This is a genomic window from Tenacibaculum gallaicum (genome assembly GCF_003387615.1).
Taxonomy (GTDB): Bacteria; Bacteroidota; Bacteroidia; order Flavobacteriales; family Flavobacteriaceae; genus Polaribacter; species Polaribacter gallaicus.
In genome coordinates, this window is the sequence record NZ_QUNS01000006.1 from 197,477 (window position 1) to 220,487 (window position 23,011).

General features: G+C 32.4%; 17 protein-coding genes. 9 read left to right on the forward strand and 8 right to left on the reverse strand.

The features are described 5' to 3' along the window. Positions 1-2: 2 nt before the first annotated feature. From C7448_RS12120 to C7448_RS12130, 3 genes are read right to left on the reverse strand one after another with little or no spacing between them, the layout of a single operon-like run. Positions 3-956: a D-2-hydroxyacid dehydrogenase gene (locus C7448_RS12120; protein ID WP_115901650.1), complete on the reverse strand. Its 954-nt coding sequence runs from the start codon at positions 954-956 to the stop codon at positions 3-5. 43 nt (positions 957-999) lie between these two features. Then, positions 1,000-2,064: a 3-phosphoserine/phosphohydroxythreonine transaminase gene (serC, locus tag C7448_RS12125; RefSeq protein WP_115901651.1), complete on the reverse strand. Its 1,065-nt coding sequence runs from the start codon at positions 2,062-2,064 to the stop codon at positions 1,000-1,002. Positions 2,065-2,116: 52 nt separating this feature from the next. Next, a complete protein-coding gene (locus C7448_RS12130) occupies positions 2,117-3,178 on the reverse strand; it encodes an acyl-CoA reductase (RefSeq protein WP_115901652.1) in 1,062 nt (353 codons plus the stop codon). A 70-nt stretch (positions 3,179-3,248) separates the two neighbouring features. Between C7448_RS12130 and C7448_RS12135 the strand changes: the two genes are divergently transcribed. Next, entirely contained in the window at positions 3,249-3,599 is a 351-nt protein-coding gene (locus tag C7448_RS12135) for a 4Fe-4S dicluster domain-containing protein (protein ID WP_115901653.1), read from the forward strand. Positions 3,600-3,681: 82 nt separating this feature from the next. On the opposite strand, the gene C7448_RS12140 is transcribed toward C7448_RS12135, so the two are convergent. After that, entirely contained in the window at positions 3,682-6,369 is a 2,688-nt protein-coding gene (locus C7448_RS12140) for a TonB-dependent receptor (protein WP_115901654.1), read from the reverse strand. Between the two features lie 180 nt (positions 6,370-6,549). Here C7448_RS12140 and ychF point away from each other — a divergent pair, with 180 nt between their 5' ends. Together ychF and C7448_RS12150 are read left to right on the forward strand one after the other, a co-directional pair. Then, positions 6,550-7,641, forward strand: coding sequence for a redox-regulated ATPase YchF (gene ychF, locus C7448_RS12145; protein ID WP_115901655.1), 1,092 nt, complete (start codon positions 6,550-6,552; stop codon positions 7,639-7,641). 81 nt (positions 7,642-7,722) lie between these two features. Next, positions 7,723-8,397 carry a DUF2461 domain-containing protein gene (locus tag C7448_RS12150; RefSeq protein WP_115901656.1) on the forward strand — a complete coding sequence of 225 codons (675 nt, stop codon included), beginning with the start codon at positions 7,723-7,725 and terminating at the stop codon, positions 8,395-8,397. Here the strand turns inward: C7448_RS12150 and C7448_RS12155 are convergent. Then, the gene (locus C7448_RS12155; protein ID WP_115901657.1) at positions 8,394-9,731 is read right to left on the reverse strand and encodes an MATE family efflux transporter; all 1,338 of its coding nucleotides are present in this window, start codon (positions 9,729-9,731) and stop codon (positions 8,394-8,396) included. The genes C7448_RS12150 and C7448_RS12155 overlap by 4 nt on opposite strands. Positions 9,732-9,820: 89 nt before the next feature. Between C7448_RS12155 and C7448_RS12160 the strand changes: the two genes are divergently transcribed. The 4 genes from C7448_RS12160 to C7448_RS12175 are packed head-to-tail and all read left to right on the forward strand — an operon-like array spanning position 9,821 to position 12,452. Next, on the forward strand, positions 9,821-10,207 hold the full coding sequence (locus tag C7448_RS12160; protein WP_115901658.1) for an acyl-CoA thioesterase: 387 nt from the start codon (positions 9,821-9,823) through the stop codon (positions 10,205-10,207). A gap of 37 nt (positions 10,208-10,244) precedes the next feature. Beyond that, positions 10,245-11,363, forward strand: coding sequence for a DEAD/DEAH box helicase (locus tag C7448_RS12165; RefSeq protein WP_115901659.1), 1,119 nt, complete (start codon positions 10,245-10,247; stop codon positions 11,361-11,363). Beyond that, complete coding sequence (locus C7448_RS12170; RefSeq protein WP_115901660.1) at positions 11,364-11,987, forward strand: trimeric intracellular cation channel family protein; 624 nt, start codon at positions 11,364-11,366, stop codon at positions 11,985-11,987. A 3-nt stretch (positions 11,988-11,990) separates the two neighbouring features. After that, positions 11,991-12,452 (forward strand): MaoC family dehydratase, encoded by a 462-nt coding sequence (locus C7448_RS12175; RefSeq protein WP_115901661.1) that lies wholly within the window; start codon positions 11,991-11,993, stop codon positions 12,450-12,452. A gap of 46 nt (positions 12,453-12,498) precedes the next feature. Here C7448_RS12175 and C7448_RS12180 read toward each other — a convergent pair whose 3' ends face one another. Then, positions 12,499-12,930, reverse strand: a complete 432-nt coding sequence (locus C7448_RS12180; protein ID WP_115901662.1) for a hypothetical protein — start codon at positions 12,928-12,930, stop codon at positions 12,499-12,501. Positions 12,931-13,146: 216 nt separating this feature from the next. On the opposite strand from C7448_RS12180, the gene C7448_RS12185 reads away from it, so the two are divergent. After that, the gene (locus C7448_RS12185) at positions 13,147-17,520 is read left to right on the forward strand and encodes a glycosyl hydrolase family 18 protein (RefSeq protein WP_115901663.1); all 4,374 of its coding nucleotides are present in this window, start codon (positions 13,147-13,149) and stop codon (positions 17,518-17,520) included. Between the two features lie 257 nt (positions 17,521-17,777). Here C7448_RS12185 and C7448_RS12190 read toward each other — a convergent pair whose 3' ends face one another. Further along, the gene (locus C7448_RS12190) at positions 17,778-18,989 is read right to left on the reverse strand and encodes an RsmB/NOP family class I SAM-dependent RNA methyltransferase (RefSeq protein WP_115901664.1); all 1,212 of its coding nucleotides are present in this window, start codon (positions 18,987-18,989) and stop codon (positions 17,778-17,780) included. Positions 18,990-19,050: 61 nt separating this feature from the next. Between C7448_RS12190 and C7448_RS12195 the strand changes: the two genes are divergently transcribed. After that, the gene (locus C7448_RS12195; protein ID WP_115901665.1) at positions 19,051-21,582 is read left to right on the forward strand and encodes a DUF559 domain-containing protein; all 2,532 of its coding nucleotides are present in this window, start codon (positions 19,051-19,053) and stop codon (positions 21,580-21,582) included. A gap of 17 nt (positions 21,583-21,599) precedes the next feature. Here C7448_RS12195 and nhaA read toward each other — a convergent pair whose 3' ends face one another. Continuing rightward, positions 21,600-22,946, reverse strand: a complete 1,347-nt coding sequence (gene nhaA, locus C7448_RS12200) for a Na+/H+ antiporter NhaA (RefSeq protein ID WP_115901666.1) — start codon at positions 22,944-22,946, stop codon at positions 21,600-21,602. Positions 22,947-23,011: the final 65 nt, after the last annotated feature.

Genomic DNA, 23,011 nt, shown 5'->3' on the forward strand with positions numbered 1-23,011 from the left:
TATTATTCGCTTAGTAATTCGATGATTTTATTTGCTAATTCGACCCCAGTTCTATTTTGTGCTTCAATTGTTGAAGCTCCAATATGAGGTGTCATCGATATTTCAGGATTCATTAATAATTGGATTTCAGGTCTTGGTTGGCTTTCAAAAACATCTAAACCTGCATATTTAACTTTTCCTCTTTCTATGGCTTTTACTAAATCAACCTCATTTAAAACACTACCGTGAGACGTATTAATGATTCCTACTCCATCTTTCATTTTATCAAACAAAGAAGTTTCTATAACGTATCCATCTTGCGGAGGCAAGTGTAGCGTTATAAAATCTGATTTTGATAATAAATTATCTACAGTTTCTGTTTCAATAAAGAAATCTACTGATTGTCCATCGAAAAAAGGAATTGTGATAGTTGCATTGTCTATTTCAACATCGGTTGCTATTACTTCCATACCTAGAGCCAGAGCGGTTTTTGCTACTTCTTGTCCTACCGTATCAAACCCAATAACTCCCAATGTTTTACCTCTTAACTCAGTTCCTTGTGAATACTGCTTTTTTAAGGCATTAAAACGCATATCTCCTTCTAAAGGCATTTCACGGTTTGATTGGTGTAAAAAACGAACCATTGTAAATAAATGTGCAAATACAAGCTCTGCAATTGAACTAGCAGAAGCATCTTCACTGTTCACCACATGAACACCATTGTCAATAGCATAATCTATATCAATATTGTCCATTTCTGTTCCAGCACAAGCAATAAGCTTTATACTTGGACATGCATCGATTAATTCTTGACGTATTTGTGTAGTATTTCCTACAGCAATAGCATCAATAGTATAATCGTTTATATAGTTTTCTAATTGTTCTTGAGCAACTTTTGTGTTTATAACTTCAAAACCTTTGTTTTCTAAAGCCTGCATTCCGCTAGCGGAAATCCCTTCGTTTACTAATATCTTCATCGTTCTTTATATTAAAATGTCATTATAAAAAATGACGTTGTATCTAACTTATTCTTTCTAATTCTTGCATTACATCTACTAAAGCTTGAACACTGTATAGGGGTAAAGCGTTATACATACTTGCGCGGTAACCACCAACACTTCTATGACCACTCAATCCATTAATGTTAGCTTCTTGCCACATTTTATCAAACTTGGCCTGTAAGCTTTCATCCACTAAAGTAAATGTAGCGTTCATATGACTTCTGTATTCTGTAGCAGCAACTCCTTTAAATAAAGAGTTTCTATCTATTTCACCATATAATAAAGCTGATTTCTTTTTATTCACCTTTTCAATGAATTCGATACCTCCTAAATCTTTTAACCATTCTAATGTTAACATAGAAGTATATACTGCAAATACAGGAGGAGTATTAAACATACTTTCTTTATCTATGATTATCTGATAGTTTAACATTGAAGGTATTTGACGTTCTACTTTCCCTAAAATATCTTCTTTTACTACAACAAGCGTAGTTCCCGCTGGTCCCATATTTTTTTGAGCTCCCGCATAAATCAAATCAAACTTTGAAAAATCTAATTGACGTGAAAAAATATCAGAACTCATATCACATACCATAGGAACTGAAGTTTCAGGAAAACTCTTCATTTGCGTTCCATAAATAGTATTATTACTAGTACAATGGAAATAATCTACATCTGTTGGAACTTTATATGATTGGGGAATGTAGTTGAAGTTTTGATCTTTTGAAGAAGCAACCTCTACCAATTCACCAAATAATTTAGCTTCTTTTATAGCTTTATCACTCCAAGTTCCTGTATTTAAGTAGGCTGCTTTTTTATTTAGCAAATTATAGGCAACCATTAAAAACTGCATACTGGCTCCCCCTTGTAAAAACAATGCTTTATAACCTTTGTTTTCTAATCCTAATAATTCTAAAACTAAACTTCTTGCGTTTTCAATTACATCAACAAAAGGTTTACTTCTGTGCGATATTTCGATTAATGACAGGTTATCATTATTGAAATTGATAACGGCTTCTGATGCTTTTTTTAGTACCTCTTCGGGTAAAATACAAGGCCCTGCACTAAAGTTATGTTTTTTCATTTGTGTTGTTGTGTTTTGCTACACAAAGGTGCAAATTTATATAGAGACTCTTTTATATTTTAGATAAAAAATCTAGTGTATTTACGCCATCAGCATAGTCCCATAACTTTGGATGTTGTGTTTGTCCGAAAGCTACTTCTTTTTCAATAAAGTTATTGGCTACAATACACTGAATTTGTTCTCTATCTTCCCACAGTTTAATTTTTAAATCATCCATGCTATCATAATATTCATAGAAAACAGAGGCAATAGGAGAGGCGTAGCTTTTATCTTCCTTAATCATTAAAAAACCGTTTTCTAGAATATCAAATTCACTCATTAAATACACCGCTTTATTATAATCATAATTGTTGGCATATTTGGTATTATTAATGATTTCATGTTGTTGATACATTCCGTTGAAAAAAGCATCAAAACTATAGTCTCTTGGGATGAATACTTTAGAAACAGAACGACAACCTAATCCGAAGTAGCGAAAAACATCTTCACTTAAGTTTTGTAATTGTTCTTCTGATTCGCTTCCTGTTAAAACAGCAACAGAGTTTCTATTCTTTCTTATGATGCTAGGTTTATCCTTAAAGTAGTATTCAAAATAACGTGCTGTATTGTTACTGCCAGTCGCTATTACTGCGTCAAACCCTGTTAGTTTTTCTTCAGTAAACATAATTTTTCCTTTTAATTCAGGCTCAACATATTCTAAATATTTTGCTAAAAAAGGCAATAAATGTTTATCGTTAGACGATTGCTTAACTAATACTGAATGCCCAGATATTAAAACTGATAAGAAATCATGAAAGCCAACTAAAGGAATATTTCCAGCCATGATAACAGCAACTAATTTAGGCTCGTTGTTACCTAAATTTTCGTTAGTTATCCATTTAGTTAAGTTTTCTGAAGTAAGTGCTTTTGCCCAGCTTTCTATAGAGAATACTATATTTTCTCTAGTAAACCAGGTGTTGTATTCTCCTGCTATTTTTAATTGATGTTTAAATCCATCAAAAAATAACTCATTATGTTCTATATGTTCTTTTTTCTCTATTTTTTCTTGAGAAAATTGACTTAAAAATTCTCCTAGTTTATGAAAAGCGTTAATTCTACTTTTTATACTATCCATTTATTTGGTTCTAAATTAAATTGGAACTATTTTTGCAAATGCAAAGTTACAAAACTGAAAGAGATTAATTATGGCAATTATAATAACTGATGAATGTATAAACTGCGGGGCTTGCGAACCTGAATGCCCAAACACAGCTATTTATGAAGGTGCGGATGACTGGAAGTATGCTGATGGAACTGATTTAACAGGAAATGTGGTTTTACCGAATGGTAAATCTGCCAATGCAGATGAAGATCAAGAGCCTATTTCGGATGAAATTTACTACATAGTTGTTGATAAGTGTACTGAATGTAAAGGTTTCCATGAAGAACCTCAGTGTGCAGCAGTTTGCCCAGTTGATTGTTGTGTTCCTGATGAAGATAATGTAGAAACAGAGGAAGAATTATTAGCAAAACAGCGTTTTATGCATAACGATTAATAAAATATAAGCTTCTAGCTAGAGTAAAGAAATAAAAAAATCCTGAGAGTATTCTCAGGATTTTTGTTTTTATGAAAATTTATTAAAGTTTAAATCCTAGTCTAGTAAAAAAATAAGCACCGTCTGATCCCATTTGAACAGAATCCGCTAATCCTCCTTGATCAGTCCATCCGTCAAATTGTGGAGTAGGATATACATTAAAAATATTATTCCCTCCAATTGTAAAGGTTATTTTATCCGTAAAAGCATAACTTAAACTTAAATCGGTAGTAATTTTACTTTTATAAACATCAGTAGCCACAGGATATAAGGCATCAGCTTCTGCTTGGGTTGTCGCTGGTGTATCTACCCATTGAAAATCTTGTAATTGAACCTCACTAAATTTTGTAAGACTTAAAGCAACATCTAGTTTTTTATAGCCATACCCAAGATTTAATCCAAATTTATGATCTGGAGCAGCAGCTTTTAAATAAGCTTCTGAAAATGGACTAAAAAAAGTAAATCTGTTTAAATTTCCGTTCTTAATCTTTTCAATTTTAGTATCGTTAAAATTCCCTACCAATCCAACATCAATTCTATGGTCCTCAAAAGATTTTTTATAGTTTAAAACGATGTCTAATCCTTGCGTTTTTGTATCAACACCGTTTGCAAAGAATTGTGCTGCATCTACACCTAAATTTAATCCTGAAGCATCAAAGTTATCTGTTAAAATAATGCGATCATCAACTGTTATAGAATACGCATCTATCGTTGCAGTGAATCCACCAATTTTATAAGTAAATCCTAAACTAGCATTGAATGCTGTTTCTTCTTTTAATTGCTCTATTCCGAAAGCTCTAGTTACTGTACTATTATTAGCAGATAATAATGAAGGAAGTGATTCACCATTAACAATATTTGTAAATTTCAGGTTATAATATAATTGAGCTAAAGATGGCGCTCTAAAGCCAGATGAGATAGAACCTCTTAAGGTTAAGTTGTCACTAGCTTTAAACCTTGAAGCTAATTTAAAATTAAATGTGCTACCAAAGTCACTATAATCCTCAAAACGAATAGCGGCTCCTATTAAAAATTTTTCTGTAATGTTAAATTCAGAATCAAAATAAACTCCTACATTGCTTCTAGAGCGATCTACTTCATTGTCTGGTCCGTATCCAGGAAAACCTTGTGAACCACCTGATAGTTCATCACCGTTGCTATCTACAGCAACAGGTTGAACTGCAGGGTTTGTTAATAAAATTCCGTTGTCATCATACAGCCCGTAAGAAGCTTCTTCACCTGAAAAAATGATGAAATTTTCAGTTCGATATTCTAAGCCAAAAGCAAGGTTAACACCACTTAGTAAGTTTTCTAAATACTTAGAAAAGTCTAAACCAGTTGTATTTTGTGATAAACTATGACCTCCTGCATTAAAATCGGTAGGAGAAGCGTCTTTTAACGAAGCATTATTAGAATCTTTAATAAAATAATGGAACTTATTTTCTCCGTAAGTATTGTTGAAATCAATCTCCCAACCATTTTCCAGTTTATGTTTTATGCCTGTAGACACTGAAATATCAGTAATATTTGAAGTAATTCTAGGAGTAAAACCATTTGGATGTATACTAGGAACACTTCTATTATCACCATCATCAAAGCTGTCTCTAGAAAAAGCATAAGCATCGGTATCTCTATAATTCCTTCCTCCAAAAGCATATACTTCGGTATTGTCATTTATAGGTAAACTAGCATTTACCATAAAATTGAATCCATCAATAGCGGCGCTTCCATATCCTTTACGCCAAGAAAAACCAGGTCTTAATGTTCTTTCTTTTGATAATAATTCGGTAGTAAAGTTTACAAAACCTCCTTTATCATTCAACTTAGCTCCATAATTTAAATCTAATTTAAAAGTTCCACCATCAAAACTTTTGTCTTCTCCATCCAATCTATTTTTTCCTTCAACATTGTATAGAGTTTCACCTGTAGCTTCTGCCCATCCACTTCCTATGGATGTGCTATAAACTCCATAACCAATACTTCCTGAAACGCCGTCGGTATTATCTTTTAAAACAATATTAATAACTCCTGCAATAGCGTCAGAACCATACTGAGCAGATGCTCCATCTCTTAGCACTTCAATTCTTTTAATAGCAGCAGCAGGAATAGCATTTAAATCGGTTCCTGAATTTCCGCGTCCACGTGTACCAAAGATGTTAACAAGCGATGATTGATGACGTCTTTTTCCATTAATTAATACTAAAGTTTGATCTGGTCCTAAGCCTCGTAAAGAAGCTGGTACTACATGGTCGGCTCCATCTGAACCTGACTGTTTGGTTGCGTTGAAAGAAGGGGCAGCATATTGTAATATATCGTTTACTTCTACTTTACCATTTTTAGTTGCTAGATCTCCTACATCAATTATGTCCACGGGTACAGGAGTATCAATAGCAGTTCTTTTTGGGTTTCTAGATCCTACTATAACAACTTCATCTAACTCTAAACCTTCTTTTAAAACAATATTTAAATTAGTTTTTCCATTAATAGGAACTTCTTGTGTCTCAAACCCAGAAAAACTAATTATTAAAGTTCCATTAGTATTAACAGTAAGAGAGAACTCTCCGTTAAAATCTGTAGAAGTTCCGTTAGATGTTCCTTTCTCTACAATGTTTGCCCCAGGCAAAGGTTCATTATTTATATCTTTTACTGTTCCTCTAATTAGTGTTTGAGCATTTAATAAGTAAAGTCCACCAAAAAATAGGTAAATAATAAGAAGGGTACGTTTTTTCATTTAAAAAATATTTTTAGTTAATTTTTTAAAAGTAGTAAAAATTCAAATTAAATCTTAAAAAAATGTTAAAACCATAAAAATACAGATTGAAAACAAACTTAAATGAATATGAAATAATTGGAAATTTTAGAAAGCAAAGCACTATATTTGCACTCGCAAAATTTCAATAAAAACAATAGAATGAAAGCTGGAATTGTAGGATTACCAAACGTAGGAAAATCAACCTTATTTAACTGTTTGTCTAATGCAAAAGCGCAAAGTGCAAACTTTCCGTTTTGTACCATTGAGCCTAACTTAGGAGTAGTAAATGTGCCTGATTCTCGTTTAGAAAAACTAGAAGAGCTAGTAAATCCTGAAAGAGTTTTACCTGCAACTGTAGAGATTGTAGATATTGCTGGATTAGTAAAAGGGGCTAGTAAAGGTGAAGGTTTAGGAAATCAATTCTTAGCTAATATTCGTGAAACAGATGCTATTTTACATGTATTGCGTTGTTTTGATAACGATAATATTGTACACGTAGATGGTTCTGTAGACCCTATTCGCGATAAAGAAACTATTGATATTGAGCTTCAATTAAAAGATTTAGAAACTGTTCAAAAACGTTTAGAGCGTGTAAAGAGAACTGCTAAAACAGGTAATAAAGAAGCACAAGTAGAATTAGAAATTTTATTGAAAGTAGAAGCTACTCTGTTAGAAGGGAAATCTGTTCGTTCTATTGAATTTACAGAAAAGGAAGAGGAATTTGTAAAACCATTACAATTCATTACAGCAAAACCAGTTCTATACGTTTGTAATGTTGATGAAAATTCAGCTGTTTCAGGAAATGCTTATGTAGATAAGGTAAAAGAAGCTGTAGTACATGAAAACGCTGAAGTTATTGTATTGGCAGTGGGAACTGAGGCAGATATTACAGAGTTAGATGATTATGAAGAACGTCAAATGTTCTTAGCAGATATAGGACTAGAAGAAGCAGGAGTTTCTCGTTTAGTTCGTTCAGCTTATAAATTATTAGATTTACAAACCTATTTTACAGCTGGAGTTAAAGAAGTGAGAGCTTGGACAATTCCTGTAGGGGCAACGGCACCACAAGCAGCAGGGGTTATTCATACCGATTTTGAAAAAGGATTTATCCGTGCGGAGACTATTAGTTATGATGATTATGTATCATTTGGTAGCGAAGCTAAGGTGAAAGAAGCAGGTAAAATGAGAGTAGAAGGGAAAGAGTATATTGTGAAAGACGGTGATATTATGCACTTTAGATTTAACGTATAATTTTCTTTATTAATAAAGCATAAACTCCACTAAATTTTAGTGGAGTTTTTTTGTACCTTAGAGGTTCAAAACACGCTTAAGATGCAACTAGAAAAACAAACGTTTCTATTTTTAAAGGACTTAAAAAAAAATAACAATCGCGAATGGTTTACTGAGTTTAAACCACGTTATACAGAAGCTCAAAATAACGCAAAAGCTGTTTATAAAACGATTGAAGAAAACTTAAAGAAGCATGATGAGATTGATAAATTTAAGTTGTTTAGAATTTATAGAGATGTACGTTTTTCAAAAGATAAAACACCTTATAAAACACATTTTGGAGGCTCTTTTCATAGAAAAAAACCAGAACTAAGAGGTGGTTATTATTTGCATATTTCTCCTGGGGATAGTTTTGTTGCTGGTGGGTTTTGGGAACCAAATAAAGAAGATCTTTTACGTATTCGTAAAGAATTTGAAGTAGATGCTTCGGAAATTAGAGAAATTTTAAAAGAAAAAAATTACACACAACATTTTGGTGGTAAGCTAGAAGGAGATGAGCTTAAAACTGCTCCTAAAGGGTTTGATAAGCAGCATCCAGACATAGATTTAATCCGTAAAAAAGGGTACATTGCTATTCAACGCTTTTCAGACAAAGAAGTGTTAGCTCCTGACTTTTTAACAAAAGTAGACGATGCTTTTAAAGCCTTACGTCCGTTTTTTAATTATATGAGTGATGTACTAACTACAAATTTGAATGGAGAAAGTATTTTAGATTAATTTAGGTTTAACTTAACTTCTCTTTTCAAGTAAGCATATGTAAGTACTGTGGATAAAACATCAGCTATAGGAAAAGACATCCAAACACCATTTATCCCATAAAACCTAGGCAGAATATACACTAAAGGAATTAAAAAGAAACCTTGTTTTAATAAGGTTAGTAATAATGCAGGTAAAGCTTTACCTGCAGCTTGAAAATAGGCAGCTCCAATTAATTGAGTGGTTATTACTGGTGTTGCTAAAAAAGCTACGATTAGTGCATTAGGTGTAAGACTTAATAATTTTTCATCTTCTGTAAAAACACCAACCAATTCATTAGGAAATAACATTATCATAATAAAAATTAAAACAGCGATACCAGTACCATAAAGTATGGATGTTTTTATAGTCTCTTTAACTCTTTCAGTGTTGTTGGCTCCATAATTGTACCCTGCAATAGGTAAAAAACCTTGCGTAACTCCTAAAACAGGAAATAAAGCAAATAACATAACCCTATTAATAATACCATAGATTGCAATTGAAATTTCACCACCGTACTTAAAAAGAGAATAGTTTAAGACTATAGTTAATATACTTATTGTTCCTTGTCTTACTATAGTTACTCCTCCTAAAGAAACAATCTCTTTTACAATTGAAAGGTTTAATTTTAGATACTTCGGAATAATTTTTAATGGCGTATTTTTTGAAATAAAAAACCATAAAATAAATAATCCACTAACAGCATATGAAATAGAGGTTGCTAAACCAGCACCAAACATTCCTAAATTCATAAACTTGATAAAGACAACATCTAAAAAAATATTAGCTATTGCAGGAAACAACATGGTAAGCATTGCATAATTAGGTTTTCCTACTGCTCTGATAACTGGATTTCCCATCATAGCAAAAGCTAAAAATGGAACTCCCCAAACAATTACATCAAAATACTCAGTTGCAGGTGATATAATGTTTCCATTCGCACCAAAAAGTTGTAAAATAGGAGTACTGAAAAATGTTCCTACAAACACAAACAGAATAGATAATACAATAGTTAATGAAATTTGATTTCCAAAAACCTCAAAAGCTTTGTTTTCTTTATTAGCTCCTAACGCTCTAGAAATAATAGAGCTTCCTCCAATTCCAACTCCCATACCAATAGATGAAATTAAAAAAGCAATGGGTAATACTACAGTAATTGCAGCAATAGCGAGTACACCAATCCATCTTCCAACAAAAATGGTATCAACAATCATATTAATCGACATCACCAAAATTCCGATAGAAGCAGGAATAGCTTGTTTTAAAATAAGTTGACTAATACTTTTAGTACCTAAGTCGTTAGCGATTTTATTCATGCTGACTAAATTAGTGTGAATTATTCATCAAAAATAAAAAGCAGGTTAGATTTAAGTAATAATTAACATCAATCCTGTAAGTTTGTGGTATGAATTTATTTGAACAAAAACATCTTGTAACTCCAGAAGAGATAGATGAATACAACCATGTAAATAATGTGGTATATGTACAATGGATGCAAAATATTTCGGATGCTCACTGGAAAGAACTTTCTAAGAATGTTAAGAACATTGATTATGTTTGGTTTGTTATTAAGCATGAAATAGATTATAAAAATCAAGCAGTATTAGGAGATGAAGTAACACTTAGAACTTGGGTAGGAAAAACAGAAGGAATAAAATCAATACGCCATTTTGAGATTTACAAAAACGAAACACTTTTGGTAAAATCACAAACTACCTTTTGTTTATTAGATGCTAAAACACATAAACCCAAAAGAATTACGAAAGAAGTAACAAACTTATTGTTACCGTAAAAGAAAGAATATCTTTGCACTTAATAATTTAAAGAGAATGACGACATTTACAGCATTAGGAGTACGAAAAGACTATGTTAAGGGATTGAAAGAGTTAGGAATAACAACTCCTACTGAAGTACAAGAAGAAACTATACCTTATTTACTTGAAAATAATTCAGATTTTATTGGGTTAGCACAAACAGGTACTGGTAAAACTGCTGCTTATGGTTTGCCTATTTTGCATAAAATAGACGCTTCAAAAAGCAATGTTCAGGCATTAATTTTATCACCTACGAGAGAACTGGTACAGCAAATAAAAAAACAACTATTTAAGTTTACCAAATACATAGATGATAAGATTTTTGTAGAAGCTGTTTATGGAGGAGAAAAAATTGAACGTCAAATAAATAACCTAAAAAGAACTACACATATTATTGTTGCAACTCCAGGGCGTTTAATTGATTTAATTGAAAGAGGAGAGGTAGATTTAAAAAATATTAAGACCTTAGTATTGGATGAAGCTGATGAAATGCTAAGCATGGGGTTTAAATTAGAGTTGAATCGTATTTTAAAGTATACTTCAGGGACTCGTAAAACATGGTTGTTTTCGGCAACAATGCCAGATGAAATTCGAAGTATTATAAAAAAATACATGAATGCTTCAGCAAAACAAGTTGAAGTAAACAAAAATGTATTGGTGAATGCCAACATTACGCATCAGTTTGTAACAACAACAATTCCTGAAAAAACAGATATTATTGTTAAATTTTTAGAAAAAAGACATGCTGAAAGAGGTATTATTTTTTCAAGAACCAAAGCAGGTGCTCAAAAACTAACAAAAGAGTTGAAAGAAGAAGGTTTTTCAGTAGAAGCTTTAGAAGGCGATATGCAACAAAAAGAACGTGATAAAGTAATGCGTGCTTTTAAAAATGAAAACCTTCAGGTTTTAGTGTCTACAGATGTAGCAGCTAGAGGAATCGATGTTCAAAATTTAGCTTTTGTTATCCATCATCAATTGCCAGAACAATTAGAATATTACACACACAGAAGCGGTAGAACGGCTAGGGCTGGGAAAAGAGGAATTTCATTAGCGCTAATTCTTCAAAATGAAAGAAATCGTTTAGCAGAAGTAGAAAGAACATTACAAATACAATTTTCTGAAATATCAATATAAATGGATGTAATTTACGCCATAGACATTGCCGGAACTTTCGCCTTTGCCATTAGTGGAGCATTGGTTGCTATTAGAAAAAAGTTTGATGTTTTTGGAGTCATTATCATCGCTTTTGTTACCGCTGTAGGAGGTGGGATGACAAGAGATGTACTTATTAATGCACACCCTATAAACTGGATTGGAGATATTAATTATATCTGGACAATACTAATAGCAGTTGTGATTACTTTTTTCTTTAGAAGTAAAATAGCTCCGTTACGACGTACCATGTTCTTATTTGATACAATAGGTATTAGCGTATTTACACTTATAGGAGTTCAAAAAGGAATAAGTTTTAATTTACACCCTTTTGTAGCCTTAGTTATGGGGATGTCTTCAGCAGTTATGGGAGGAGTAATTAGAGATGTTTTAACAAACGAAATTCCACTAATTTTTCATAAAGAAATATATGCATCTGCCTGTTTAGCAGGGGGAGTTGTATATTTACTCTTATATCCATTAGAAATGAATGAAGACCTACTCTTTGTTATTTCAGCAGGAATTATTGTTATTGTAAGAACAATTGCTGTACAATACAAATTGGAGCTTCCTCGAATTAAAAAAGATATTTTTGGTAAACAATAGAGTATGGAAAAATTAGTTTTTGAAAATTTAGAAGAACTTTCTAACATAGAAGGAAAGCAATTACCAGTAGGAGAATGGTATACTGTAACGCAACAAATGATTAATGATTTTGCAAACGCTACTCTTGATAAACAATGGATTCATATTGATGAGGAAAAAGCAGCTAAATATTCACCAACAAGAACAACAATCGCACACGGATTTATGTCTGTTTCGATGTTATCGGAGCTAATATCTAAACAATTTGAAGTAAAAAGCGTAACAATGGGTTTGAACTATGGACTGAATAAAGTTCGTTTCCCTAATCCTGTACCGGTAAATAGTGAATTACGTTTAATCAGTTCTATTAAGCAAATAGAAGATTTTCAAAGTGGTAAAAAGTTAACTTTTGATTGTATGATAGAAATAAAAGGACAAGAAAAACCAGCTTGCGTTGCTGAGTTTATTTTCGTTTTATTCGAGTAAAAAAACTGTCTTTCTTAGACAGCCAATAATTAGGTACTTTTAAATGCTATGACAACCAGCCTTTGGCTATTGTCTTTTTTGAATACATCAATAAAAGCACCCCTATAATAATCACCATTATAGGCATTACAATACTTCCTGGTCTATATACTTCAGCAGCTTTACTCATAAATAAATTATACGACATTTGAGCAATGATAGCTATTAACGAAAGTAAAAACATAGGTCTTGCTAACTTTTTTCTCATTAGTAAAAAAGCACTACCTAGTAATCCAGCAAAAACAGCAATAGCAAAAGCAGCAGTAACCCAAGTAGGAACGTTTTCATATAAAGCTCTTTCTGCTTCAGGTAAAGCAGCTTTAACTTCATCAGTCATATAAGCTTGACCAATATAAGACATAACACCTAGTCCATTCCAAACTAAGGCAGCAACACCAATAACCCAAAAAAGCGTTGTAGGTTTGTTTGAATCTGTCATAAAAATAGTTTTTAGTTAGTTATCGTATAAAGCTACATATAAAAATATAGAAAAAGTAAAGGTTTATAAATAATTTAAGTATAAAAAAATGTATGTTTAAATTCTAGTAGAAGGAAAAGTGTTTTAAGTTACTACTTTATGGTTGTTAGTCTATTTTTTTTGTGTTTTAAATTTTATCTCTCTAGTTTTTAAGCAAATAACTTAAAACTAAAACATATGATACCCTTCGTATTTGTAAGAAAAAAACTATTAATAGTTTTTTTCTTAATGACATCATTTGTGTTCTCCCAAGTAAATACAGGCGGAACTGCAACAACGGCAAACCATCAAAAACAAGTTATAGGATATATAACAAATTGGGATGCATGGAAAACAACATCGGCAGGAGTCCCCAGTGCTGGGGCTTTAACTCACTTAAACATTGACTACTCAAAATATACAATTTTGAATTATTCTTTTTTTGGTGTTGCCAATGACGGATCACTACATAGTGGTGATCATAGAAACAAACAAATTTATCAAGAAGGAACTGTACAAGCTCCAAACGATATTTTTATGAAAGACATTTATAGTAGTTGGGATATGCACATTCTCTTTGGAGAAATCGATCCAATTCAACATGTAAATGAAGCTGCGAAGAAAAGAGCAGAAGCACAAGGTTTTCAAGTAATGTTAAACGGAAGTTCTTGGACACAACCTACATGGGGTTTAAGCGGACAATTACCTATACCCTTACACAAAGAAAACGGTGCTCCTGGCTTGATTGAATTAGCGCATAAAAAAGGTGTAAAGGTAATGGCGTCTATTGGAGGATGGAGTATGTGTAAACATTTTCCAGAAATGGCTGCTGATCCTGTTAAAAGAGCCAGATTTATTAAAGACTGTAAAAAACTTATAGCTACTGGATTTGATGGTATAGATTTAGACTGGGAATATCCTGGTCCTTACTCAGGTATGAATTTTACCGGATCGCAAGCTGATTTTGCAAATTTCGAAACACTTGTACAAGAAATTAGAGCAGCTATTGGACCAGATAAATTAATTACAGCAGCAATGTCTGCTGACCCAAGAAAACTAGAAGGATTTAATTGGAGTAACTTGTCTAATAATATGGACTATTTTAATATGATGACCTATGATATGAACGGTGGTTGGTCAAATAAAGCAGGACATAATGCACCCATATATCCATACTCAAATGCAGAGGTGTCTTTTTTTAATTGGCAATCAACGCTGCAAAAACTTGAAGAAAAAGGAGTCCCGAAAAATAAAATCTGTTTTGGTGCTCCTTTTTATGGAAGAGGAGTAATAACTGAAGGTACTGCTGATTTGAATGTAAAAACAGTAAAAAGAGCAGTAACCATTCAACCAGATGGTCCAATACAAACAGCCTCAGATTATACAAACTGGAAGCAAGAAGTATATGATGGTACACCAAACTATTTTTTCATAAAACAAAAGGCACTAGCTCCTAATAGTGGGTGGACAAGAAAATGGGATAATGAAGCAAAAGTACCATACTTAGTAAAAGGAAACTTCTTTTTAAGCTATGATGACGAAGAATCTATAGGCATTAAAGCACAGTTTATTAATGATAATCAACTTGGTGGCACTATCATTTGGACGGTTTATGGAGATTTAGAAATAAGCGGTACAGCTACTTCTTTTGGAACGAAACTAAAACGATGGTCTAATGTAAAATCTCCTTTGGTAAACAAGATTAATGAGGTTTTTGCCAATGGTAATACAGGAGAAAATAAATTACCTGTAATTAATATTACTGCTCCTTCTAATAATACAAATTATAATGAAGGTGATACTATTATCATCAAAGCTGACGCTACAGATAGCGATGGAGTTATTAGTAAAGTGGAGTTCTTTAACGATAATATTAAGTTAGGAGAAGATACTACCTCACCTTACGAGTATACATGGCAAAACGCTACTGTAACAACTCACAAATTAACAGCTAAGGCAACAGATAATGATGGTGGTTCAACCACATCTTCAATAATATCAATTGTCGTAAATGGAGCTAATTCAAACAAACCTCCTGCAGTTATTTTAGCCTCACCAGCAGATAATGCTGTTTTTGATGAAGGACAGACCATTGAGTTGATAGCTAATGCAAGTGATATAGATGGGACTATAAGTAAAGTTGAGTTTTTTAATGAAACAACTAAATTGGGTGAAGATTTAACAAACCCTTATAGTTATAGTATAGTCAATGCTTCAATAGGAACTTATACTTTAACAGCAAAGGCTACTGACGATAAAGGGTTAAGTAGTACTTCTTCTGTAAGAACAGTTAAGGTTACTGCAGATACAATTGACAACTGTAATGGTATTGCAGATTGGTCGGCAACAACAACTTATAATGGAGGAGAAAATGTAAAGTATAAAAATGTTAACTATCAAGCTAAATGGTGGACAAAAAACAATGTACCAGATACTCATACAGGTGATGGTCAGCCTTGGAAAAAAGTAAAAGATTGTTCAGGAGCTGGAGATAATATTGCACCAACAATAAATATAACCTCTCCTGTTAGTAATAGTTCTTTTAAAGAAGGAAGTAATATTGAAATAACAGCCGATGCTTTTGACGATGATGGAAGTGTAAGTAAAGTTGAATTTTTTAATGGTAGTATAAAACTAGGAAAAGACACAACAAATCCTTATAACTTTACTATATCAAATGCAGGAATAGGGACTTATTCTTTAACAGCTAAAGCTACTGATGATAAAAATGCATCAACAACTTCTGTAGCAGTGCAAATAAATATTGAAAAAGATAGTACAGGTGGTGATGGTCAAGGTTGTAATAATGTACCTAATTACATTGCAGGAACTTCATATAATCAAAATGAAGAAGTACAGAATGAAGGAAACAAATATAAATGTAATATCGCTGGTTGGTGCTCTTCGTCAGCAGCATGGGCATATGCACCAGGAACAGGAACTTATTGGAAAGATGCTTGGTCTAAAGTAAGTAGTTGTGAAGTAACAGGAAGCAACCCTAAAGTTAGTATAATATCTCCTCAAAACGGTGCTATATATGTTGTTGGGAGTTCTATTGAAGTAAAAGCAACTGCAACAGATGATGAAGCTATAAGTAAAGTAGCGTTTTATAATGGTTCTACTAAATTAGGAGAAGATACTGCTGCTCCATATACATATACAATAACAAATGCACAAGCAGGAAGTTATTCTCTAACAGCAAAAGCTTATGATAATGAGAATAACTCAACTATATCTTCTTTAGTGGTTGTAACAGATGGTGTGAAACCACCTATTTCAAATAAGATTTTAGTAGGTTATTGGCACAATTTTAACAATGGTTCTACAATTCCTAAACTAAGAGATGTTTCAAAAGATTGGGATGTTATTTGTGTGGCATTTGCAGAGCCTAAGTCAGGTAGTAAATCAGAGATGAAATTTACTCCTTTTGAAATTTATAATGGAAATATAAATGAGTTTAAAAATGATATAAGAATCTTACAAGGAAGAGGGCAGAAGGTATTAATATCAATAGGAGGAGCTAATGCTCATGTAGAGTTAAATAACAATACTGAAAAGAATCAATTTGTGAGTTCAATGACTAGCATTATTAACACCTATGGATTTGACGGCTTGGATATTGATTTAGAAGGAAGCTCCTTGTCTTTAGCCCCAGGTGATACAGACTTTAGAAACCCTACAACACCAAAAATTATTAACCTTATAGAAGGTACTAAAGCAGTAATTAATAATGTTGGAGCTAGTAAATTTACCTTAAGTATGGCACCAGAAACAGCTTATGTACAAGGAGCATATGGTAATTATTCTGGAGTATTTGGAGCTTATTTACCAGTAATACATGCCTTACGAAATCAAATGGATTATATTCATGTGCAACATTACAACACAGGTTCAATGTTTGGAAGAGACGGTAAGATATATCAGCCAGCTACTGCAGATTTTCATGTAGCCATGTCGGAAATGTTAATAACCGGATTTAAAGTTGGACAAACTGGTTTAAATTTTCCAGGGTTAAGAGCAAATCAAGTAGCGATAGGTTTACCTGCTGAACCAAGAGCTGCTGGTAGTGGTTATACATCAGAAACTGTTGTACAACAGGCATTAGATTATCTAATAAAAGGAGTCTCATACCCTAATAGAACCTATACAACAAGTACTACATATCCAGAATTTAGAGGTTTGATGACCTGGTCTATTAACTGGGATTTAGCAAATAACGCTGTTTTTTCTACTAGTCATAGAGCTTATTTAGATAATTTGGGGCTATCTGGTAAAGTAATAGAAAAAAATGAAGTTTTAAGAGAAAGCTCTGTAACAGTATACCCAAATCCTATTGTTAAAGATGTAATTACTTTTAAGATTTTTAAAAAAGAAGGCTCTAAACAGGAAAATCTAGTTGATTATAAATTGCAAATTTTTAATGCAACAGGAAAAAATATTTTAACAACTAAAATCAATTCAAAAACAACTCAAAAACCTTTAAATATTGAGTTTTTGGAAAGCGGCCTGTATTTTTATATACTCAAAAATGGCGCAAAAAAACATTTAGGGAAATTTATTAAAGCTAATTAAAAAATAGCTTATACTATCTAGATAAGGACTTCATATAACTTTCGCATAGTTATATGAGATTCTTCTAAATAATAACATTCTTAAAATAATGTTAAAGACTAATAATTAATGTAACGACATTAGAAAATAGTCGTCATATAAGTATATAATTACTTAACAAGTAATGTTTGGTGATTAGTTAGTTTTTAATAGTTGATTGAAAGGAAAGGCTCGAGATATTATCCCGAGCCTTTTTTAATATAGTATATTTTAGGTACTTATTTTCTTTCTAGAAGCGCCATATAAAACCCGTCGAAACCAGATTTATGTGATAATACTTTTTCGTCTTTAACAAACTTAAAATCTTTTCCTTCATCAGAAGCTAAAAAGAATTCTATTTGTTGTTGGTTTTCAGACGGTAATACAGAACATGTAGCGTACACTAGTTTACCTCCTGGTTTTACCATTTTAGAGTATTTTTGTAATACTTCTTGTTGTGTACCACGAATTTTATCTAAAAACTCAGGTTGCAATTTCCATTTACTATCTGGATTTCTTCTAATAACTCCTAAACCAGAACATGGAGCATCGATTAAAACTCTATCAGCTTTACCTTGTAACTTCTTTATTACTTTGGTAGAGTCTATTACACGAGTATCAATATTATGAGCGCCGTTTCTTCGAGCACGAACTTTTAGTTTTTTCAATTTACTTTCGTAAATATCCATTGCTATAATTTGTCCTTTATTTTTCATTAAAGAAGCTAAGTGTAACGTTTTACCACCAGCACCAGCACATGTATCTACTACTTTCATACCTGGTTCAACATCTAAATAAGCTGCAACTAACTGAGAAGATGCATCTTGCACTTCAAAGAAACCTTTATGAAAAGCTTCAGTTTTAAATACATTAGCACGTTCTACTAAACGTAAGGCATCATCATAACCTTTGATAAATTCAGTATCAATCCCTTCTGTTTTTAAATCTTTTTGTAAATGCTCTTTTGTTACATTTAAAGTATTTGTGCGTAAAATAACTTCAGCTTTTTTATTTAAAGCAGCGATTTCTTTTGTCCAAACTTCTTCTCCCAATTCTTGTACTCCAACTTCATCAATCCAATCAGGAATTGATTCTCTAAATTTTCTAATTTTAGATAACTCATCAAATTTACCTTTAATTCTTCTTGTAGGAGTAGGTTCTATTTGATTCCAATCAGGTAATTTAATTCCTCTTAAAACACACCAAACAACAAACAAACGCCATAAATCAGGACGTGCATATGGTACTTTTACATTCGCAATTTCAGCATATAAGCGTTGCCATCTAACAATATCATATATCGTTTCAGCAACAAACTTTCTATCGCGTGCTCCCCAACGCTTATCTCTCTTTAAAGCTTTCTCTACAGCTTTGTCAGCATATACACCTTCGTTAAATATATCACGTAAACTATCAATAACAGCGTACGTTAAATTTCTATGTAATCTCATTTGATGAATTTAAGAGTGCAAAGATAGTTGATTTTAATGGCTTTTTGTATTTTCGTTCTTAATGAATTTAAATAACCCCGTAACATATATAAAAGGAATTAGTGTTGCCAGAGCAGAGTTATTATTTACCGAACTAGGTATTAAAACCTGTAATGATTTATTACATCTTTTTCCGTTTAGATATATCGATAAAACCCAGTTTTATACGATTAATCAGTTACAACAAAACTCCGCTGAAGTACAAATTGTAGGAAAAATAACAGGAGTTACAACAGTAAAACAAAAAAGAGGAAGTAGGTTAGTGGCTACTTTCTCAGATGCTACAGGTACTATGGAATTAGTTTGGTTTAAAGGTGCCAAATGGATAAAAGATAGTTTAAAAGTAAATGTTCCGTATGTTATTTACGGAAAACTGAATTGGTATAATGGTATTCCTAATATGCCACATCCAGAAATGGAAACGGTAAAAGAATACAAAAGTAAGCTACAAATGGCTATGCAACCAGTATACCCTTCTACCGAAAAGTTAAGCACGAAAGGAATAAGTAACAAGGTCATGCGTACGATGATCCAGAATTTATTTCAGCAAGCATATACTAATATTGAAGAAACTTTTCCTGATTACTTTATTGAAGAGCACCAGTTTTTAGGTAAAAAAGATTCATTATTAAATATCCATTTTCCGAAGAATCAAGAATTATTAGCCAAAGCACAATACAGGTTGAAGTTTGAGGAGTTATTCTTTATTCAATTACAATTATTACAGAAGAAACTTATTCGAAAATCAAAACTAAAAGGATTTGTTTTTGAGCAAGTAGGAGAGGAGTTTACTAGTTTTTATAATAATCATTTACCTTTCGATTTAACGAATGCTCAAAAAAGAGTATTAAAAGAAATTCGTAAAGATGTAGGCTCCGGAGCACATATGAATCGATTATTACAAGGTGATGTAGGTTCTGGAAAAACGATTGTAGCGTTACTAACGATGCTTTTAGCTATCGATAACGGTTATCAGGCCACAATTATGGCTCCAACGGAAATTCTAGCAACACAGCATTATAATGGGATTGTAGAACTGTTAGAAAACACTAATATTAAGGTTGAACTACTTACAGGCTCTACCAAAACAAAAAAACGTAGAGAAATTCATGAAAGCTTAGAAGATGGTTCATTGCATATACTTATAGGAACGCATGCTATTTTAGAAGACAAAGTGCAATTCAAAAAACTTGGTATTGCGATTATTGATGAACAGCATCGTTTTGGGGTGGCTCAACGAAGAAAGTTATGGGAAAAGAGCCCAACCGCAGCCCTTCCCAAAGGAAAGGGAGAAGGAGTTCGTAAAAAATATATGACAGCTCGTCCTTCAACATATAAACTTTTAAAAGAACTACAAGAACAACGTAAAAAGCAGGTAACACCTGCTGAACGAGTTTTATGGGAAAGTTTAAAAACAAAACAATTAGACTATAAGTTTAGAAGACAACATATTATTGATGAATTTATAGTTGATTTTGTTTGTTTAGGGAAAAAACTTATCATTGAAGTAGATGGAAAATATCATGAAATCCCTGAACAAGAAGAAGCAGACAACTTACGTACTGAAATTTTAACTGATTTTGGATATAAGGTAATTAGATTTACCAATGAAGAAGTTATTGGAAACATTGATAATGTTCTGGAAAATATAAAAGAAACTTTAGAAAGTCTCCCTTCAGGGGAGGTTGGAGGGGCTGTTGTTCCTCCACATATTTTGGTGATGACAGCAACACCAATTCCAAGAACATTAGCGATGTCAGTTTATGGAGATCTGGATATTTCAGTAATTGATGAGTTGCCTCCTGGTCGTAAAGAGATTAAAACTGTACATCGTTATGATAGTAACCGTTTGGGAGTTTTTAAATTCTTGAAAGATGAAATAACTAAAGGACGACAAGCTTATGTAGTATATCCGTTAATCCAAGAATCGGAAGCTATGGACTACAAAGATTTAATGGATGGATACGAAAGTATTTCTCGAGAGTTTCCTTCTCCAAAGTATCAAATAAGCATTGTTCATGGACAAATGAAACCTGTAGATAAAGATTATGAAATGGAACGTTTTGCTAGAGGGGATACTCAAATTATGGTAGCTACTACAGTGATTGAAGTAGGAGTGAACGTACCTAATGCTTCTGTAATGGTAATTGAAAGTGCAGAACGCTTTGGGTTAAGTCAATTACATCAATTAAGAGGTAGAGTAGGGCGTGGAGCTGAACAGAGTTACTGTATTTTGTTATCGAGCTATAAATTATCTTCAGATGGAAAAACTCGACTACAAACCATGGTTGAGACTACTGACGGGTTTAAAATTGCTGAAGTAGATTTAAAACTTCGTGGTCCAGGAAATATTATGGGAACACAGCAAAGCGGTGTTTTAAATCTTAAAATTGCTGATGTAGTAAAAGATAGCCCTATATTACATATAGCACGAAAAGCTGCTATAAATTTACTGCAAGAAGACCCTAACTTATTAGAAACAAAAAATTCCAACTTGCTCAAAGCTTATGAAAAACTTAGAAAAACAAGTGGAATTTGGAGTGAAATAAGTTAAAAAATTAAGTACTGTTTTTAATTAGTACTTAATTCTTCTTTTTTATTTTGATCGTCTTCATTGGTATCACTCTCACTTTTGTTATATCTTAATATTAGGTACCCTATTATTGCAGAAACAAGAGATCCTAGTAATACACCAATTTTAGCAGACCCTAAGAACTCAGGGCTTTTAGCAAAGGCTAAACTAGCTATGAATATTGCCATCGTAAATCCAATTCCTGCTAAGAATGATACTCCAACAATATGTCGACTATTTATGTCTTTAGGAACTTCTATTATTTTAAGCTTTTTAACCGTAGTTATAATTGTAGTGATTCCAATACTATTTCCTAAAACTAAACATAAAGCGATGTTTATTATTAAGGCAGTATCTAAATGTGCATCACCATCTATTAAAACACCTGCATTAGCTAGAGCAAAAATAGGGATTATAGCATACGCTACTAAATCGTGTAGCTTATGCTCTAAAAGCTGAAGAGGTGATTGGTAGTCTTCTATCCAGTGATCCAAGTTATCTATTTCAGCAACTTGCTCTTTTGATAATATTGGCTTAGGTGCAACCTTAGCCTTTTTAATATTATCCATTATTTTTGATAAATTAGCGATAAACTCAGGAGTGTGTACTTTTTGTCTGATAGGAACTGCAAAAGCCATTAAAATTCCCGCAACTGTTGGGTGTATTCCTGATTTAAGGAATAAAACCCAAATTACAGCACCAAATAAAAAGGTTACATACTTAGAGTAAAAACCTCTGTGAGCTATAAAATATAAGAATGCTAACAGAGCTATAGCGATTGATATTAAAGTAATATCTATACTACTACTGTAAAACAAAGCAATTACTAAAACAGCTCCTATATCATCAACAATTGCAAAAGCAGTTAAAAATACTTTTAAACTAAGCGGTACTCTTTTACCTAAAGTGTTTAAAACAGCTAAAGAAAAGGCAATGTCTGTAGCCATTGGAACTCCCCACCCGTGTGCTGTATCAGCACTTTTATTTAAAAAAAAGAAAAATAAAATAGGGAATAACATACCTCCAAGAGCCCCGAAAAGTGGAAAAGCTAGTTTTTTGGTAGTATTTAGTTCACCTATTAAAAACTCTCTTTTTATTTCTAATCCAATTAAAAAGAAGAATACTGCCATTAACCCATCATTAATCCAAAGTATTAATGGTTTATATAGTTCAAGATGTTCAGACTTAAAACCTATTTTATATTCCCATAAAGCATTATAACTATCTTTAAAAGGGGAGTTTGCCCAAATAAGGGCTAATAAAGTAGCTGCCAACAATAAAATACCACTAGCACTTTCAGTTTTTATAAAGTTTTGAAGTGGAGATATAATTCTCTTTTTAATCATGTTTATATATAATAGATTGTGACTTACTTTTTTAAGAGTAAAAAGTAAGGATATTAATTTTTTTG